Source organism: Escherichia sp. E4930 (genome assembly GCF_005845405.1).
In the GTDB taxonomy this organism is placed as follows: Bacteria; Pseudomonadota; Gammaproteobacteria; order Enterobacterales; family Enterobacteriaceae; genus Escherichia.
On the sequence record NZ_VCDZ01000004.1, the window covers coordinates 172,408 to 190,976 of the forward strand.

The following is an 18,569-nucleotide window of genomic DNA, read 5'->3' on the forward strand; positions in this document are numbered from 1 at the left end:
TGATGGCTATTAGAAAGTCATTAAATTTATAAGGGTGCGCAATGGCCGTTAACTTACTGAAAAAGAACTCACTCGCGCTGGTCGCTTCTCTGCTGCTGGCGGGCCATGTACAGGCAACAGAACTGCTGAACAGTTCTTATGACGTCTCCCGCGAGCTGTTTGCCGCCCTGAACCCGCCGTTTGAACAGCAATGGGCAAAAGATAACGGCGGCGACAAACTGACGATTAAACAATCTCATGCCGGGTCATCAAAACAGGCGCTGGCGATTTTACAGGGCTTAAAAGCAGACGTTGTCACTTATAACCAGGTGACCGACGTACAAATCCTGCACGACAAAGGCAAGCTGATCCCGGCGGACTGGCAGTCGCGCCTGCCGAATAATAGCTCACCGTTCTACTCCACCATGGGTTTCCTGGTGCGTAAGGGTAACCCGAAGAATATCCACGACTGGAACGATCTGGTGCGCTCCGACGTGAAGCTGATTTTCCCGAACCCGAAAACCTCCGGTAACGCGCGTTACACCTATTTAGCCGCGTGGGGCGCAGCGGATAAAGCTGACGGTGGCGATAAAGCCAAAACCGAACAGTTTATGACCCAGTTCCTGAAAAACGTTGAAGTGTTCGATACCGGCGGTCGTGGCGCGACCACCACTTTTGCCGAACGAGGGCTGGGCGATGTACTGATTAGCTTTGAATCGGAAGTGAACAATATCCGTAAACAGTATGAAGCGCAGGGCTTTGAAGTGGTGATTCCGAAAACCAATATTCTGGCGGAATTCCCGGTGGCGTGGGTCGATAAAAATGTGCAGGCCAACGGTACGGAAAAAGCAGCAAAAGCCTACCTGAACTGGCTCTACAGCCCGCAGGCGCAAACCATCATCACCGACTATTACTACCGCGTGAATAACCCGGAAGTCATGGACAAACTGAAAGACAAATTCCCGCAGACCGAGCTGTTCCGCGTGGAAGACAAATTTGGCTCCTGGCCGGAAGTGATGAAAACCCACTTCACCAGCGGCGGCGAGTTAGACAAGCTGTTAGCGGCGGGGCGTAACTGATGTTTGCTGTCTCCTCCAGACGCGTGCTGCCGGGCTTTACTTTAAGCCTTGGCACCAGTCTGCTGTTTGTGTGCCTGATTTTGCTGCTGCCGCTCTCCGCGCTGGTGATGCAGCTTTCTGAGATGAGCTGGGCGCAGTACTGGGAGGTGATCACCAATCCGCAGGTGGTCGCGGCCTACAAAGTGACGCTGCTGTCGGCGTTTGTCGCGTCGATTTTTAACGGTGTTTTCGGCCTGCTGATGGCGTGGATCTTAACCCGTTATCGCTTCCCTGGCCGCACGCTGCTTGATGCGCTGATGGATTTACCCTTTGCGCTGCCAACGGCAGTGGCCGGTTTGACGCTGGCCTCGCTCTTTTCCGTGAACGGTTTTTACGGTGAATGGCTGGCGAAGTTTGATATCAAAGTCACCTACACCTGGCTTGGGATTGCGGTGGCGATGGCCTTTACCAGCATTCCGTTTGTGGTGCGTACCGTGCAGCCGGTGCTGGAAGAGTTAGGCCCGGAATATGAAGAAGCGGCGGAAACGCTTGGTGCAACGCGCTGGCAGAGTTTCTGCAAAGTGGTGCTGCCGGAACTTTCTCCGGCGCTGGTGGCGGGCGTGGCGCTGTCGTTTACCCGTAGTCTTGGTGAGTTTGGCGCGGTGATATTTATCGCCGGGAACATCGCCTGGAAGACGGAAGTGACGTCGCTGATGATTTTCGTTCGCTTACAGGAGTTTGATTACCCGGCAGCGAGCGCGATTGCCTCGGTGATCCTCGCGGCATCCCTGCTGCTGCTGTTCTCAATTAACACTCTGCAAAGTCGCTTTGGTCGGCGTGTGGTAGGTCATTAATGGCGGAAGTTACCCAATTGAAGCGTTATGACGCGCGCCCGATTAACTGGGGCAAATGGTTTCTGATTGGCATCGGGATGCTGGTTTCGGCGTTCATCCTGCTGGTGCCGATGATTTACATCTTCGTACAGGCATTCAGCAAAGGGTTGATGCCGGTTTTACAGAATCTGGCTGACCCGGACATGCTGCACGCTATCTGGCTAACGGTGATGATTGCGCTGATTGCCGTGCCGGTGAACCTGGTGTTCGGCATCCTGCTGGCCTGGCTGGTGACACGTTTTGATTTTCCTGGGCGTCAGTTGCTGCTGACGCTGCTGGATATCCCGTTTGCCGTCTCTCCGGTGGTCGCAGGCCTGGTGTATCTGCTGTTCTACGGCTCTAACGGCCCGCTGGGCGGCTGGCTGGATGAACATAATCTGCAAATTATGTTCTCCTGGCCGGGAATGGTGCTGGTCACCATCTTCGTCACCTGTCCGTTTGTGGTGCGCGAACTGGTGCCGGTGATGTTAAGCCAGGGCAGCCAGGAAGACGAAGCGGCGATTTTGCTTGGCGCGTCTGGCTGGCAAATGTTCCGCCGCGTCACATTGCCGAATATTCGCTGGGCGCTGCTTTATGGCGTGGTGCTGACCAACGCCCGCGCGATTGGCGAGTTTGGCGCAGTATCGGTGGTTTCCGGTTCGATTCGCGGCGAAACCCTGTCGCTGCCGTTACAGATTGAATTGTTGGAGCAGGACTACAACACCGTCGGCTCCTTTACCGCTGCTGCGCTGTTGACGCTGATGGCGATTATCACCCTGTTTTTAAAGAGTATGTTGCAGTGGCGCCTGGAAAATCAGGAAAAACGCGCGCAGCAGGAGGAACATCATGAGCATTGAGATTGCCAATATTAAGAAGTCTTTTGGTCGCACCCAGGTGCTGAACGATATCTCACTGGATATTCCTTCTGGTCAGATGGTCGCGTTGCTGGGGCCGTCCGGTTCCGGAAAAACCACGCTGCTGCGCATTATTGCCGGGCTGGAGCATCAAACCAGTGGGTATATTCGCTTCCACGGCACCGACGTCAGCCGCCTGCACGCGCGCGATCGTAAAGTGGGATTCGTGTTTCAGCATTACGCGCTGTTCCGCCATATGACGGTGTTCGACAATATCGCCTTTGGCCTGACGGTGCTGCCGCGTCGCGAGCGCCCGAATGCCGCAGCTATCAAAGCGAAAGTGACAAAATTGCTGGAGATGGTGCAGCTTGCGCATCTGGCGGATCGTTATCCGGCGCAGCTATCCGGCGGCCAGAAACAGCGCGTGGCGCTGGCGCGTGCGCTTGCCGTGGAACCGCAAATTCTACTGCTCGATGAACCGTTTGGCGCGCTGGATGCGCAGGTGCGTAAAGAGCTGCGTCGCTGGCTGCGTCAGCTGCACGAAGAGCTGAAATTCACCAGTGTATTCGTTACCCACGACCAGGAAGAGGCGATGGAAGTCGCCAACCGCGTGGTGGTGATGAGTCAGGGCAATATCGAACAGGCCGATGAACCGGATCAGGTCTGGCGCGAACCGGCGACCCGTTTTGTGCTCGAATTTATGGGCGAAGTAAACCGCCTGCAGGGAACCATTCGCGGCGGGCAGTTCCACGTTGGCGCACATCGCTGGCCGCTGGGCTACACGCCTGCGTATCAGGGGCCGGTGGATCTCTTCCTGCGCCCGTGGGAAGTGGATATCAGCCGCCGTACCAGCCTTGAATCGCCACTGCCGGTACAGGTGCTGGAAGCCAGCCCGAAAGGCCACTACACCCAATTAGTCGTGCAGCCGCTGGGGTGGTACAACGAACCGCTGACGGTCGTGATGCATGGCGACGATGCCCCGCAGCGTGGCGAGCGTTTATTCGTTGGTCTGCAACATGCGCGGCTGTATAACGGCGACGAGCGTATTGAAACCCGCGATGAGGAACTTGCTCTCGCACAAAGCGCCTGATAGGTTGAGTGAATGTTAAACGCCCGGAGGCGCTTTCCGCGATCCGGGCTTTTTAATGGCAAGGTTTGTAACCTGTAGGCCTGATAAGACGCGCAAGCGTCGCATCAGGTAACACCACGTATGGACAGAGATCGTGAGTACATTAGAACAAACAATTGGCAATACGCCTCTGGTAAAGTTGCAGCGAATGGTGCCGGATAACGGCAGTGAAGTGTGGTTAAAACTGGAAGGCAATAACCCGGCAGGCTCGGTGAAAGATCGTGCGGCGCTATCGATGATCGCCGAGGCGGAAAAGCGCGGGGAAATTAAACCGGGCGACGTGCTAATTGAAGCCACCAGTGGCAATACTGGCATTGCGCTGGCGATGATTGCCGCGCTAAAAGGCTATCGCATGAAATTGCTGATGCCGGACAACATGAGCCAGGAACGCCGTGCGGCGATGTTGGCTTACGGCGCGGAACTGATTCTGGTTACCAAAGAACAGGGCATGGAAGGAGCGCGCGATCTGGCGCTTGAAATGGCGAATCGTGGTGAAGGCAAGCTGCTCGATCAGTTCAATAATCCTGATAACCCTTATGCGCATTACACCACCACTGGGCCGGAAATCTGGCAGCAAACTGGCGGGCGCATTACCCATTTTGTCTCCAGCATGGGGACGACCGGCACCATTACCGGCGTGTCACGGTTTATGCACGAGCAATCCAGTACTGTGACGATTGTTGGCCTGCAACCGGAAGAGGGCAGCAGCATTCCCGGCATCCGCCGCTGGCCTGCGGAATATCTGCCAGGCATCTTTAACGCATCGCTGGTGGATGAGGTGCTGGATATTCATCAGCGCGATGCGGAAAACACCATGCGCGAACTGGCGGTGCGGGAAGGGATTTTCTGCGGTGTGAGTTCAGGCGGCGCGGTCGCTGGCGCGATACGCGTGGCAAGAGCTAACCCCGGCGCGGTAGTGGTGGCGATCATCTGCGATCGCGGCGATCGTTACCTTTCCACCGGGGTATTCGGGGAAGAGCATTTTAGCCAGGGGGCGGGGATTTAAGATTATTGCGCAGGCACTGTTTTATCCGTCTGCGCAATCAGCGCATGTAAAAAAGGTTGCGCATTTTCATCGCTCTTACCGGGCATCTTCACGATGTAAGGCTTACCGGTAATCGATGACGACGAAGCAACCTTATCAATAAACTGCTCGGCGGTATCAATGCGGTTGCGCGTGTTGCCGAGCTTCAACTTCAGATGCGAAACTGCTTCATCGCAGGTATGTTCATCACCGTTGCGCACAAATATCAAATCCCTTTTCTGTGCTAATCCATCCAGCATGGCGTTGATGCGGGCTTCTTCGTGGGCAGTTAACTTCGCGTAAGCGGGGAGTGTCATCAACAGCGTAATGACCAGACAAATGATTTTCTTCACTGAATTACCATATCCTTGTTTTGTGATAGCCGATTTGACTGCCAAAATCAGGTAAAGTTTCGGTTGGGATGCGATGAGGATCATCGGCAAGGAGAAAAATTAAATGAGTAGTTTGTTGTTGTTTAACGATAAGAGCAGAGCGTTGCAGGCGGATATTGTCGCTGTGCAGTCGCAGGTGGTGTATGGCAGCGTAGGCAACAGCATTGCCGTGCCTGCTATTAAACAGAACGGCCTGAATGTCTTTGCCGTGCCGACCGTGTTGCTCAGCAATACGCCACATTATGATACGTTCTACGGTGGTGCGATTCCGGACGAATGGTTTAGCGGTTATTTACGTGCACTACAGGAGCGCGATGCGCTGCGCCAGCTGCGCGCTGTCACCACCGGCTATATGGGAACCGCGTCGCAAATCAAAATACTTGCCGAGTGGCTGACTGTATTACGCGAAAACCATCCTGACTTATTGATTATGGTCGATCCGGTCATTGGCGATATTGATAGCGGTATCTACGTCAAACCTGATCTGCCGGAGGCGTATCGGCAATATTTGTTGCCACTGGCGCAGGGAATTACACCAAATATCTTTGAGCTGGAAATCCTGACCGGTAAAAACTGCCGCGATCTCGACAGCGCCATTGCCGCAGCAAAAAGTTTGCTTTCAGACACATTAAAATGGGTGGTTATTACCAGCGCCTCTGGTAACGAAGAAAATCAGGAGATGCAGGTGGTGGTGGTCAGTGCCGACAGCGTGAATGTCATTTCCCATTCACGGGTTAAAACTGACCTGAAAGGTACAGGCGATCTGTTTTGCGCCCAGCTCATCAGTGGCTTGTTGAAAGGTAAGGAATTAACTGACGCGGTACATAGCGCAGGCTTACGCGTGCTGGAGGTGATGCGCTACACCCAGCAACATGAGAGCGATGAATTGATTTTGCCGCCGTTGGCGGAAGCATAAAAAATGGCGCCGATTGGCGCCATTTTTCACTGCGGCAAGAATTACTTCTTGATGCGAATAACCGGGGTTTCGCCCACAGTCACGCTACCGGACAGTTTGATCAGTTCTTTGATTTCGTCCATGTTGGAGATAACAACCGGAGTCAGGGTAGACTTGGCTTTCTCTTCCAGCAGCGGGAGATCGAATTCAATCACAGTATCGCCAACTTTCACGCGCTGACCTTCTTCAGCAATACGCTTGAAGCCTTCGCCTTTCAGTTCAACAGTGTCGATACCGAAGTGAACGAACAACTCAACGCCGCTATCAGATTCGATGGAGAACGCGTGGTTGGTTTCAAAGATTTTACCAATGGTGCCGTCAACCGGAGCGACCATTTTGTTACCAGTTGGTTTGATAGCAATACCATCACCAACGATTTTTTCCGCAAAAACGACATCCGGCACGTCTTCGATATTGACGATCTCGCCAGAGAGCGGAGCAATGATCTCAATAGTTCCAGTATCCTTCTTGTCGTCGGAAACCAGAGATTTCAGTTTATCGAACAAACCCATGATCTTCTCCTAAGCAGTAAATTGGGCCGCATCTCGTGGATTAGCAGATTGTTTTTTCTTCAATGAACTTGTTAACCAGCGTCATTAACTCGTCCGTTGTCGGTTGAGCAAGAGCCTGCTCTGCTAACACCTTCGCATCTTCGAAGTTCGTGTTACGGATAATCTTCTTAATGCGCGGGATAGAAATGGCGCTCATAGAGAATTCGTCCAGACCCATCCCCAGCAACAGAAGTGTAGCACGTTCATCGCCAGCAAGCTCACCACACATACCTGTCCATTTGCCTTCAGCATGAGAAGCATCAATAACTTGCTTGATCAAGTTCAGCACGGACGGTGACATTGGCTGGTAAAGGTGTGAAATCATATCATTACCACGGTCAACTGCCAGAGTGTACTGCGTTAAATCATTGGTGCCGATACTAAAGAAATCAACTTCTTTGGCTAAATGACGCGCAATTGTCGCGGCAGCCGGTGTTTCCACCATTACGCCAATTTCAATTGACTCGTCAAACGCTTTACCTTCGTCGCGCAGTTCCTGTTTGTAGATTTCGATCTCTTTGCGCAGTGCACGCACTTCTTCAACAGAGATGATCATCGGGAACATGATGCGCAATTTACCGAAAGCAGAGGCACGCAGGATAGCGCGAAGCTGATCGCGCAGGATCTCTTTACGATCCATCGCGATACGGATAGCACGCCAGCCGAGGAACGGGTTCTCTTCTTTCGGGAAGTTCATGTACGGCAGCTCTTTATCGCCGCCAATGTCCATGGTACGAACAATAACTGCCTGTGAGCCACACGCTTCAGCCACCGCTTTGTAAGCAGCAAACTGTTCTTCTTCGGTTGGCAGCGCGTCACGGTCCATGAACAGGAATTCGGTACGATACAGACCAACGCCTTCAGCGCCGTTACGCTCTGCACCTTCAACGTCACGAACAGTACCGATGTTAGCGCACACTTCGACCTGGTGACCGTCCAGCGTAATTGCTGGCAGATCTTTCAGTTTAGCAAGCTCTGCTTTTTCAGAAGCAACTTGCTCCTGAACGGCGCGCAGTTTATCAATAACTTCATTGGTTGGATTGACGTAAACTTGATTGTTTACGGCATCCAGAATCAGATAGTCGTCGTTTTTCACCTGAGAGGTGACGCTACCGGTACCCACGATGGCTGGCAGTTCCAGAGAACGCGCCATAATAGAGGTGTGGGAAGTCCGGCCACCCGCGTCGGTGATGAAACCCAGCACCTTCTTCAGGTTTAGCTGTGCGGTTTCAGACGGCGTCAGGTCAGCGGCAACCAGGATTACTTCATCCTGAATGGCGCTCAGGTCGATGATCTTCAGCCCAAGGATGTTGCGCAGCAGGCGCTTACCGATATCACGTACGTCAGCCGCACGCTCTTTCAGGTATTCGTCATCCAGTTCTTCCAGGGCAGAAGCCTGACCTTCGATAACTTCATGAGCAGCTGCATCAGCGGTCATGTGCTTATCTTTAATCAGGGCTATGATTTCCTGCTCCAGCTCCTCATCTTCGAGCAACATAATATGCCCTTCGAAGATGGCTTCTTTTTCTTCACCGAACGTTTCACCAGCTTTCGTTTTGATCGTTTCCAGCTGGGCAGATGCCTTGGCACGACCGCTCAGAAAACGTTCAACTTCCTGATCAACCTGGTCGGCAGAAATTTTTTTCCGGTCAATGACGATTTCGTCTTCTTTCAAAAGCAGAGCTTTACCGAAAGCGATACCCGGGGATGCTAAAATGCCTGAAATCATAACCCTACCTTACTTGTGACTGATTTTTAAAAGAACCCGGGAAATTACTCGAGTTCCGCCATCAGTTTAACCAGATGTTCAACCGCTTTTTGCTCGTCTTCGCCTTCTGCAGAGATAGTCACAACGGTGCCTTGAGTCAGGCCCAGAGTCTGCAGTTTGAACAGGCTTTTGGCGCTGGCGCTTTTGCCGTTAGAAGTCACAGTAATTTCAGAAGTGAAGCCCTTAGCTTCTTTTACAAACTGGGCAGCAGGGCGGGTGTGCAGACCGTTCGGAGCGGTAATGGTAACTTCTTGCTGGAACATTGTATTTCCCCAACTTATAGGTTTAGTGTTGTGGAACTAAAGTCTAGCCTGGCGGTTCGACTTTAGCCTGTATTGTTAGCGCCAGTTTTAACAGACGCGACGCACGAAGTGCTCTATACAGTCCATTGCTGGCGGATGTTGGCCGCTGACGTTTCGTTCATCATTAAACATTATGCCGCTAAAGGAAGACTTGAACCAAATCATAAAATCGATTCAGCTAAGGCTTTTCCTGTAACGATTAATTTCGCGCATCAAAATAATTAGTCAGGTTAAATACCAGTTCCGACAAGTTGAATCAATGCCAGGAGGGGTGAAAGTTTGAAGCAGGCCACAAAAAAGCACCTGAAAAGGTGCTTTTTTACGCATTTTTAACAAGCTGGCATTACTGTTGCAGTTCTTTCTCGGTAAAGAGATCGGCAAACAGTGCAGTGCTTAAATAACGCTCACCCGATGATGGTAGAATAACCACAATATTCTTATTGGTAAAGCTTTCATCTTCTTGTAGTTTCAACGCCGCAGCAACAGCCGCGCCGGAAGAGATCCCGGCAAGAATGCCTTCTTCTTCCATCAGGCGACGCGCAGTAGAGATGGCTTCTTCATTGGTGATGCCAATAACTTTGTCGACCAGTTTGAGATCAAGGTTAGCCGGGATAAAGCCAGCACCGATGCCCTGGATTTTATGCGGCCCGGGTTTGATTTCTTCACCTGCCATCGCCTGGGCGATAACGGGAGAGTCGGTTGGTTCAACGGCGACAGAGATGAGGTCAGTCTTGCCTTTGGTGCCTTTTATGTAGCGGCTGACGCCGGTCAGCGTACCGCCAGTGCCGACACCAGCAATAAACACATCGACCTGACCGTCAGTATCTTCCCAGATCTCCGGGCCGGTGGTTTTTTCATGAATTTCCGGGTTTGCCGGATTGCTGAATTGTTGCAGCAGCAAGTATTTTTCTGGATTGCTGGCAACAATTTCCTCCGCTTTTTGAATCGCGCCTTTCATGCCTTTAGCACCTTCGGTCAGCACCAGGTTTGCACCTAACGCTTTGAGCAGCTTGCGGCGTTCAATACTCATGGTTTCCGGCATGGTCAGAGTGAGTTTATAACCGCGAGCGGCAGCCACATACGCCAGTGCAATCCCGGTATTGCCGCTGGTTGGCTCCACCAACTCAACGCCCGGCTTCAGTACGCCGCGCTTTTCGGCATCCCAAATCATATTGGCACCGATACGGCACTTAACGCTGAAGCTGGGGTTTCGGGATTCCACCTTCGCCAGATACGTCCGTTACCGATGCGATTCAGGCGAACCAGCGGTGTGTGACCGATAGTCAGCGAGTTATCTTCAAAAATCTTACTCATGGCCTGTCCTTAACTGTATGAAATTGGGATACAACAGGTAGCATACCCGCTCAGAGAATATGCGGAAGTAAGGATTTAGCATATCTATATGCAGAAGGGAAATAATGGCTCGCAAGATGGAATAAGGGGCGGCATAAGCCACCCCTGTTCCACACATAATGTTTACAAAATAATCGGTAAATTGTTACCGCCATAATGCATGTTTAGCGCGGTAGCAATCGACCCACATCGCCGTAGCGCCACAAACGGCCACCGGCATGATGAACAGGTTGAGTACCGGGATCATCGTGAACAAGCTGGTTAAAGCACCAAACTGCATATTAGTGATTTTGCGCGTGCGCAGGGCAGTGCGCATCTCTTTGAATGGCACTTTGTGGTTATCGAACGGATAGTCGCAGTACTGGATGGCTAACATCCAGGCGCTGAACAGGAACCACAGCACCGGTGCAACGGTTTGCCCAATGCCAGGGATGAAGTAAAGGATCAGCAATACAATCGCGCGCGGCAGATACCAGGCAAACTTTTGCCATTCACGTTTCATAATCCGCGGCACATCTTTCATGATGCCGAAAATACCGGTATCCGGTGGCGTAGCGCCAGTCAGTCTTGCTTCCAGTTGTTCAGCCAACAAACCGTTAAATGGTGCGGCAATCCAGTTGGCGATGGTGGAGAAAAAATAGCCAAAAACCAGTAGCACGGAGATAACCGCTACAGGCCACAGCAAATAGCTCAACCATTGCAGCCAGTCAGGTACGTGACTCATTAACGACGGGATCCAAACATCCAGCTGGCTAAAGAGCCACCAGAACGCGCCTCCCATCAACAAGATATTGATCAACAGCGGTAAGATGACAAAACGGCGAATCCCAGGTTGCGAGACGAGCTTCCAGCCTTGCGCAAAATAGTAAAAACCGCTGCGTGAGGCAGATGTGAATGTTGAAACCATAATCAGGATATGCTCCTTTTGACCAATCCCAGGAAAGTTCTGCGTATTTTACCGGGTATTTGCGCAATGGACAGTTAGGATATGTTCGAAAAACCAGCAAAAAGCACGATTTCATCTATCTTTGTGCTGTGAAAGTTAATAGTGCACTTGCACTTGAGGTAATCGACAAATACTCTTAGTGAGTAAATGTTTGCCGTGGTGGCAAGGTGTTAGAACAACAGAGAATATAATGATGCAGGATTTGCGTCTGATATTAATCATTGTTGGCGCGATCGCCATAATCGCTTTACTGGTACATGGTTTCTGGACCAGCCGTAAAGAACGATCTTCTATGTTTCGCGATCGGCCACTAAAACGAATGAAGTCAAAACGTGACGACGATTCTTATGACGAGGATGTCGAAGATGATGAGGGCGTTGGTGAGGTTCGTGTTCACCGCGTAAATCATGCCCCGGCTAACGCCCAGGAGCATGAGGCTGCTCGTCCGTCGCCGCAACACCAGTACCAACCGCCTTATGCGTCTGCGCAACCGCGTCAACCGGTTCAGCAGCCGCCTGAAGCGCAGGTACCGCCGCAACATGCTCCGCATTCAGCGCAGCCTGTTCAGCAACCGCAGCCAGTGCAACAACCGCAGCCAGTACAGCAGCCGGCTTACCCGCCGCAGCCTGAACAGCCGGTTGCTTCGCAGGTGCCTCCAGCTCCGCAGCCTACTTTCCAGACCGCGGAACCTGTAGCGGCACCGCAGCCTGAACCTGTAGCTGAACCAGCGCCTGTGATGGATAAGCCGAAGCGCAAAGAAGCGGTGATCATCATGAACGTCGCGGCGCATCACGGTAGCGAGCTGAACGGCGAACTGCTTCTTAATAGCATTCAACAGGCGGGCTTTATCTTTGGCGATATGAATATTTATCATCGCCATCTTAGCCCGGATGGCAGCGGCCCGGCGTTATTCAGCCTGGCGAATATGGTGAAACCGGGAACCTTTGATCCTGAAATGAAGGATTTCACAACGCCGGGTGTCACTATCTTCATGCAGGTGCCGTCTTACGGTGATGAACTGCAAAACTTCAAGCTGATGCTGCAATCCGCGCAGCATATTGCCGATGAAGTAGGCGGCGTAGTGCTTGACGATCAGCGCCGTATGATGACTCCGCAGAAACTGCGCGAGTATCAGGACATCATCCGCGAAGTCAAAGACGCCAACGCCTGATACACTTAGGGCAAATTAACTTCTTTTCGAACCCCCGCTTGTCGGGGGTTTTTAGCATTGATGGTGCGATATGGAATCAATCGAACAACAACTGACAGAACTGCGAACGACGCTTCGCCACCATGAATATCTTTATCATGTGATGGATGCGCCGGAAATTCCCGACGCTGAATACGACAGGCTGATGCGCGAGTTGCGTGAGCTGGAAGCCAAACATCCAGAGCTGATTACCCCTGATTCACCTACCCAACGTGTAGGTGCTGCGCCGCTGGCAGCCTTTAGCCAGATCCGTCATGAAGTGCCAATGCTGTCCCTGGATAACGTATTTGATGAAGAAAGTTTTCTCGCTTTCAACAAACGCGTACAGGATCGTCTGAAAAACAACGAAAAAGTGACCTGGTGCTGTGAGTTAAAGCTCGATGGGCTTGCCGTCAGCATTCTGTATGAGAATGGTGTATTGGTAAGCGCGGCGACCCGTGGCGATGGCACTACTGGGGAAGACATCACGTCTAACGTGCGTACCATTCGCGCCATTCCGCTGAAACTGCATGGTGAGAATATTCCAGCACGTCTGGAAGTGCGTGGTGAAGTGTTCCTGCCGCAGGCGGGCTTTGAGAAGATTAACGAAGAGGCGCGACGCACGGGCGGAAAAGTGTTTGCTAACCCACGTAATGCGGCGGCAGGTTCTCTGCGCCAGCTTGATCCGCGTATCACTGCGAAGCGACCGCTTACTTTCTTCTGCTATGGCGTTGGCGTACTGGAAGGTGGCGAATTGCCGGACACTCATCTGGGCCGCTTAATGCAGTTTAAAGCGTGGGGATTACCAGTCAGCAATCGGGTAACGCTTTGCGAATCAGCAGAAGATGTGTTGGCGTTTTACCACAAAGTGGAAGAAGACCGCCCGACGCTGGGCTTTGATATTGACGGTGTAGTCATTAAGGTCAACTCGCTGGCGCAGCAGGAGCAACTTGGCTTTGTTTCCCGCGCCCCGCGCTGGGCTGTTGCGTTTAAATTCCCTGCGCAGGAACAAATGACTTTTGTGCGTGATGTAGAGTTTCAGGTTGGGCGTACAGGTGCGATTACGCCCGTTGCGCGTCTGGAACCTGTCCATGTTGCAGGCGTGCTGGTGAGCAACGCCACACTGCATAACGCCGACGAAATTGAACGTCTCGGTTTACGCATTGGCGATAAAGTGGTGATTCGCCGCGCAGGTGACGTGATCCCGCAGGTGGTTAACGTTGTGCTTTCTGAACGACCGGAAGATACCCGTGAGGTTGTATTCCCGACGCATTGTCCGGTATGTGGTTCTGACGTGGAACGTGTAGAAGGCGAAGCCGTGGCTCGCTGTACTGGTGGCCTGATTTGCGGTGCTCAACGTAAAGAATCGCTGAAACACTTTGTTTCCCGTCGTGCGATGGACGTTGATGGCATGGGTGACAAAATTATCGACCAACTAGTTGAAAAAGAATACGTCCACACTCCGGCGGACCTGTTCAAACTCACCGCAGGCAAACTTACCGGGCTGGAGCGAATGGGGCCGAAATCGGCACAAAATGTGGTTAACGCGCTGGAAAAAGCGAAAGAAACCACCTTTGCCCGCTTCCTCTATGCCCTTGGCATCCGTGAAGTCGGTGAGGCTACCGCAGCCGGTCTGGCGGCATATTTTGGCACGCTGGAAGCGCTGGAATCAGCCTCGATTGAAGAGCTGCAAAAAGTGCCAGACGTCGGGATCGTGGTGGCATCTCATGTTCACAACTTCTTTGCCGAAGAAAGCAACCGCAATGTCATCAGCGAGCTGTTGGCGGAAGGCGTTTACTGGCCTGCGCCGGTGGTGATTAACGCGGAAGAGATCGACAGCCCGTTTGCCGGTAAAACTGTGGTGCTCACCGGTAGCTTAAGTCAGATGTCGCGTGATGACGCTAAAGCTCGACTGGTCGAACTGGGCGCGAAAGTGGCGGGCAGCGTGTCGAAGAAAACCGATCTGGTGATTGCCGGAGAAGCTGCAGGCTCTAAACTGGCGAAGGCGCAGGAACTGGGCATTGAAGTCATCGACGAAGCGGAAATGCTGCGTTTGCTGGGGAGCTGAGGTGGAGAAAGAGCAGCTGATTGAAATTGCCAATACGGTGATGCCGTTTGGCAAGTACAAAGGGCGTCGCTTAATTGACCTGCCGGAAGAGTATCTGCTGTGGTTTGCCCGCAAAGATGAGTTTCCGGCAGGCAAACTTGGTGAGTTAATGCAAATCACGTTGCTGATTAAAACCGAGGGGCTGACACAACTGGTCCAGCCCCTGAAACGTCCGCTTTAAACTTTTCCGGCGCTGCTTTCCTGCTGCGCCTGCAGTTGCTCGGTCTGGCGCTTATAACGACGCGCCAGTACCGCGCAAACCATCAGTTGGATCTGATGGAAAATCATCAACGGCAGTACCATCATACCGATCACCGATGTGGGGAACAGAATGTTCGCCATCGGAATACCATTCGCCAGACTCTTTTTCGAGCCACAGAAGACGATAGTGATTTCATCCGCCTTATTGAAACCCAGTCGACGCGCCATAAAGACGTTAATCACAATCACAATAGCCAGCAATACGCAGCTAACTACCACAATAAACAGCAGCGAACCCCAACCGACTTTGTGCCAGATGCCGTTAACGACGGCTTCGCTGAATGCCGTATAAACGACCAAAAGAATGGATGTCTGGTCGGTTTTTGCTATCCACTTTTTATTGCGTGCTACCCAGTTACCAATCCACGGGCGAGAAAGATGTCCCAGCACGAACGGCAGCAGTAGTTGCAACATAATCTTACCGACCTGTTCCAGACTGCCTTCTGCACCGTGGATATTCATTACCAGACCGACCAGCAACGGCGAAAGGAAAATCCCCAGCAGGCTGGATGCCGACGCAGAACAAACCGCCGCCGCGACATTACCGCCCGCCATTGAAGTAAAGGCGATTGCAGACTGCACGGTAGCCGGGAGAATGCACAAATAGAGAAAACCGGAATAGAGCATCGGATCGACATTTACCGGTTTCCACCAGGCAAACAGTACGCCCAGAATCGGAAACAGTACGAAGGTGCTGCACATTACCCACAAATGCAATCGCCAGTGACTACCGCCAGCAATTATCGCCTCACGCGACAGCTTAGCGCCGTGCATAAAGAACAACAGGGCAATAGCTGCCGTGGTCAGATTTTCAAAGAAGGGGACAAAACCGCCTCTGGCCGGAAAGAAAGAAGCCAGCAATACCACCGTGATCAGGGTTAAGGTGAAAGGATCGAGGATACGAAAAAGTTTCATAAAGACTCCAGATGACCGATGCTTTCATTGTGCGTTGTTCTGATTGATAAATAAAACTGAATTGCTTATCAATTTGTGCGTGGTAATGGGAAGTCAGGGGGGGAGCTTCGCCTGGTTGGCAAATAGGGGCCGTTAACTGAGGGAACTATGTGACAGCCGAAAAAATCACAGAAGGTTATTACTACTGATGTACATAGCAGTTTTAGCATGATCAGCGCTGGTTTAGAACGGGTATTTTATTGAATAAAGAATGTCACCCGGAGAGAGCGTTTCACTCACTTTATTATTAACGGTGCGGTAAAACTATGAGGGCAGACTCAGGTTTAATAACAGGAACTGCCTTTTAATTGTATATTTCACGCGAACAATAAATATCATGAATGTGATTGCTTCATATATTTTTGATGTGATTGTTTAGTGTTGCTGTTACTGGGTTAGTGGTTTATCTAAAAACTCATGATCATTACGCAATATTAGGGTGGCTTTCTTAATGTTTTCAGAATCGATATCAAATCGCAATTGATCATTACAATAAAAGATATTGGTAAATTTGATGTGTTTCAGGATATTTAAAGGGGAGGCTCAAATCGAAGGGGACGACGGTGAATCTAAAACTACAGTTAAAAGTTCTTTCATTTCTGCAATTCTTTTTGTGGGGAAGTTGGCTAAACACATTTGGTTCTTATATGTTTATTACGCTGCGCTTCAAAGGAGAAAATATTGGTGCAGTCTACAGTACATTGGGTATTGCAGCGGTGATAACGTCAACACTATTTGGCATTGTGGCAGATAAATGGATTAGCGCTAAATGGATTTATGCCGCTTGTCACTTTTTTGGCGCGGTAACATTATTTATCGCGGCATCTGTTACAACGCCTTCGGCAATGTTCATTGTCATTTTACTTAACTCTCTCGTTTATATGCCAACGCTTGGCTTGAGTAATACGATTTCCTATTACCGTATACAAAATGCGGGTATGGATATTGTGACTGAGTTTCCACCAATACGCATCTGGGGAACGATCGGATTTATTGTTGCGATGTGGGCAGTAAGTCTGGCGGGTTTTGAATTAAGTCATATGCAATTGTATATCGGAGCGGCGGCTTCATTAGGATTAAGTCTGTTTACGTTGACATTACCCGTTGTACCGATGGCTAAATCTAACCAGGCCCAAGGAATAATAGACGTTCTCGGGCTGCGTGCATTTGCACTGTTCAAAAATAGCAAAATGGCTATTTTCTTTATCTTTGCCATGCTGCTTGGGGCAGAATTACAGATTACCGGAATGTTTGGAAATACTTTTCTCCACAGCTTCGAGAGTGTTCCAGAGTTTGCCAATAGTTTTGTTGTCACCCATGCTTCTATTTTGTTATCGATTTCTCAGATATCCGAAGTTTGTTTCATTCTTGCTATTCCATTTTTTCTGAAAAAATATGGTATTAAAAATGTCATGCTGATGAGCATGATTGCCTGGATGCTGCGCTTTGGTTTATTCGCTTATGGCGATCCTTCATTCGGCGGTACTATTCTGTTAATTCTTTCGATGATTGTTTATGGCTGTGCCTTTGACTTCTTCAATATATCTGGCTCGGTATTTGTTGAACAAGAAGTTGATCCCTCGATCCGTAATAGTGCTCAGGGCGTATTCCTGATGATGGCCAATGGTTTTGGTTGTATTCTGGGCGGTTTTATTAGTGGCAAAGTCGTCGATTATTTAACAACGAATGGTAACCCGCAATGGGCAACCATTTGGCTGGTATTTGCTGGGTATTCACTGGTTCTTGCTCTCGCATTTATGGTGTTGTTTAAATATAAACACAACGGTGCCACGACGACGTCCAGTCATTACGCCTGATACGGTATTTATCAAAATTAATAATGTTTTACAGGATTCGTAAAGGAGGATGTTATGGCAAATCAATTGTATAACCAATGTCGGGTCTATTGTGCACCCTGGCGATTAGATGCTTTAAATTTAAATGACATCATCGATCAATGGATTGACGATGGTCTGTTACCGCCCCTGATCCATACTTTTCTTCCTTATCGTGATGATGCCGGTGCCTCCAGTGAAGAGGAGATTTTTGTTAACGATGTCGCGAATATGGACAACAGCGTTGGGGTTATCGGTTATTTCGATGGCGGAACCTATGATTCCGGTTGTGCGTGGGAAGTGGGCTATGCATGGGCTTTAGGAATGCCGGTACATCTGGTTACGACCGACTTTCTCTTATGGGCGGCAGGTAACTCTTCAGAGTTTTACCCTATAAGTAAGCTGATAAATTATGTAGCAAAAGTTGTATCAGTGTCAGATTCTGATGCCAGTATCAGCAACTATCGTGAACAAACATCAGACATCATCAATCGTGCATTGCAAATATTTCAGCAAAATTTAATTGCCGACTTCGGCACGACGATTACTCCAGCTATACCCGTTACTCCACTGCCCATTGAGTATGATTATTATCTTGATCCTAACTTTATGTATACAGAACCATCTCGGGGCTTACTGGAGAATATCAAAGACGCGATCGTTAGTGTGGGTAAAACATTTATCGTTGGTGACAACATGAATGATATTGCGACTGATATTGATAATTTAAGAAAATCCAGACAAGCCATTTTTTATTCTGATACCTTTGAGCCGAATGTTGACACCGGTATTATGAATGGCATTGCCTATGCATTAGGGCAGCAATCGATTATTTATTGTAGTAAGCAACAAAAGTATCAGTCTGCACTGACGACCGATTATCTAAATTTAATGATAACCTGGTCATCAACGGTGGCACATTCATTTGCAGAGCTTGAAGCATTGATTGACAACAAAGAAATGTAATATTTTATTCTTCTTGATTATCAGGTGAGTGATTGCCTGATAATCAACTTTTTAAATTAACTACCAAAATAAAT

The 18,569-nt window shown here is 50.2% G+C and carries 17 protein-coding genes and 1 pseudogene; 11 read left to right on the top strand and 7 right to left on the bottom strand.

Annotated features, from left to right (window positions below):
- Positions 1-41: 41 nt before the first annotated feature.
- The 5 genes from cysP to cysM all read left to right on the top strand — a co-directional run bounded on the left by cysP (position 42) and on the right by cysM (position 4,898).
- Positions 42-1,058 (top strand): thiosulfate/sulfate ABC transporter substrate-binding protein CysP, encoded by a 1,017-nt coding sequence (gene cysP, locus FFT88_RS07750; RefSeq protein ID WP_000290223.1) that lies wholly within the window; start codon positions 42-44, stop codon positions 1,056-1,058.
- Positions 1,058-1,891, top strand: coding sequence for a sulfate/thiosulfate ABC transporter permease CysT (gene cysT / locus FFT88_RS07755; RefSeq protein ID WP_000458420.1), 834 nt, complete (start codon positions 1,058-1,060; stop codon positions 1,889-1,891). Before cysP ends, cysT begins: the two co-directional genes overlap by 1 nt.
- Positions 1,891-2,766: a sulfate/thiosulfate ABC transporter permease CysW gene (gene cysW / locus FFT88_RS07760; protein WP_064526347.1), complete on the top strand. Its 876-nt coding sequence runs from the start codon at positions 1,891-1,893 to the stop codon at positions 2,764-2,766. The genes cysT and cysW overlap by 1 nt, the downstream gene beginning before the upstream one ends.
- Positions 2,756-3,853, top strand: a complete 1,098-nt coding sequence (gene cysA / locus FFT88_RS07765) for a sulfate/thiosulfate ABC transporter ATP-binding protein CysA (RefSeq protein ID WP_135404554.1) — start codon at positions 2,756-2,758, stop codon at positions 3,851-3,853. Before cysW ends, cysA begins: the two co-directional genes overlap by 11 nt.
- 133 nt (positions 3,854-3,986) lie before the next feature.
- Positions 3,987-4,898, top strand: a complete 912-nt coding sequence (gene cysM, locus FFT88_RS07770; RefSeq protein WP_135404555.1) for a cysteine synthase B — start codon at positions 3,987-3,989, stop codon at positions 4,896-4,898.
- Positions 4,899-4,900: 2 nt separating this feature from the next.
- Here cysM and FFT88_RS07775 read toward each other — a convergent pair whose 3' ends face one another.
- On the bottom strand, positions 4,901-5,269 hold the full coding sequence (locus FFT88_RS07775) for a YfeK family protein (RefSeq protein ID WP_130221984.1): 369 nt from the start codon (positions 5,267-5,269) through the stop codon (positions 4,901-4,903).
- A gap of 103 nt (positions 5,270-5,372) precedes the next feature.
- Here FFT88_RS07775 and pdxK point away from each other — a divergent pair, with 103 nt between their 5' ends.
- On the top strand, positions 5,373-6,224 hold the full coding sequence (gene pdxK / locus FFT88_RS07780; RefSeq protein ID WP_130257428.1) for a pyridoxine/pyridoxal/pyridoxamine kinase: 852 nt from the start codon (positions 5,373-5,375) through the stop codon (positions 6,222-6,224).
- A gap of 41 nt (positions 6,225-6,265) precedes the next feature.
- On the opposite strand, the gene crr is transcribed toward pdxK, so the two are convergent.
- From crr to cysZ, 5 genes and pseudogenes are all read right to left on the bottom strand, one after another.
- Positions 6,266-6,775, bottom strand: a complete 510-nt coding sequence (crr, locus tag FFT88_RS07785; protein ID WP_000522247.1) for a PTS glucose transporter subunit IIA — start codon at positions 6,773-6,775, stop codon at positions 6,266-6,268.
- Positions 6,776-6,815: 40 nt separating this feature from the next.
- On the bottom strand, positions 6,816-8,543 hold the full coding sequence (ptsI, locus tag FFT88_RS07790) for a phosphoenolpyruvate-protein phosphotransferase PtsI (protein WP_000623129.1): 1,728 nt from the start codon (positions 8,541-8,543) through the stop codon (positions 6,816-6,818).
- 44 nt (positions 8,544-8,587) lie between these two features.
- Positions 8,588-8,845 carry a phosphocarrier protein Hpr gene (gene ptsH / locus FFT88_RS07795; protein WP_000487600.1) on the bottom strand — a complete coding sequence of 86 codons (258 nt, stop codon included), beginning with the start codon at positions 8,843-8,845 and terminating at the stop codon, positions 8,588-8,590.
- Positions 8,846-9,227: 382 nt separating this feature from the next.
- Positions 9,228-10,198: pseudogene (gene cysK, locus FFT88_RS07800) on the bottom strand (cysteine synthase A).
- A gap of 184 nt (positions 10,199-10,382) precedes the next feature.
- Positions 10,383-11,144, bottom strand: a complete 762-nt coding sequence (gene cysZ, locus FFT88_RS07805; protein WP_130207372.1) for a sulfate transporter CysZ — start codon at positions 11,142-11,144, stop codon at positions 10,383-10,385.
- 229 nt (positions 11,145-11,373) lie between these two features.
- Between cysZ and zipA the strand changes: the two genes are divergently transcribed.
- The 3 genes from zipA (at position 11,374) to FFT88_RS07820 (ending at position 14,660) form a co-directional block, all read left to right on the top strand.
- A complete protein-coding gene (gene zipA, locus FFT88_RS07810) occupies positions 11,374-12,354 on the top strand; it encodes a cell division protein ZipA (RefSeq protein ID WP_130221982.1) in 981 nt (326 codons plus the stop codon).
- 70 nt (positions 12,355-12,424) lie between these two features.
- Positions 12,425-14,440 (top strand): NAD-dependent DNA ligase LigA, encoded by a 2,016-nt coding sequence (ligA, locus tag FFT88_RS07815; protein WP_135404556.1) that lies wholly within the window; start codon positions 12,425-12,427, stop codon positions 14,438-14,440.
- 1 nt (position 14,441) lies between these two features.
- On the top strand, positions 14,442-14,660 hold the full coding sequence (locus tag FFT88_RS07820; protein ID WP_111948453.1) for a DUF3820 family protein: 219 nt from the start codon (positions 14,442-14,444) through the stop codon (positions 14,658-14,660).
- Here the strand turns inward: FFT88_RS07820 and FFT88_RS07825 are convergent.
- Positions 14,657-15,655, bottom strand: a complete 999-nt coding sequence (locus tag FFT88_RS07825; protein ID WP_130207366.1) for a bile acid:sodium symporter family protein — start codon at positions 15,653-15,655, stop codon at positions 14,657-14,659. The two genes, FFT88_RS07820 and FFT88_RS07825, sit on opposite strands and share 4 nt — an antisense overlap.
- A gap of 602 nt (positions 15,656-16,257) precedes the next feature.
- Here FFT88_RS07825 and FFT88_RS07830 point away from each other — a divergent pair.
- A complete protein-coding gene (locus FFT88_RS07830) occupies positions 16,258-17,511 on the top strand; it encodes a nucleoside permease (RefSeq protein WP_135404557.1) in 1,254 nt (417 codons plus the stop codon).
- A 54-nt stretch (positions 17,512-17,565) separates the two neighbouring features.
- Complete coding sequence (locus FFT88_RS07835) at positions 17,566-18,495, top strand: nucleoside 2-deoxyribosyltransferase (protein WP_135404558.1); 930 nt, start codon at positions 17,566-17,568, stop codon at positions 18,493-18,495.
- Positions 18,496-18,569: the final 74 nt, after the last annotated feature.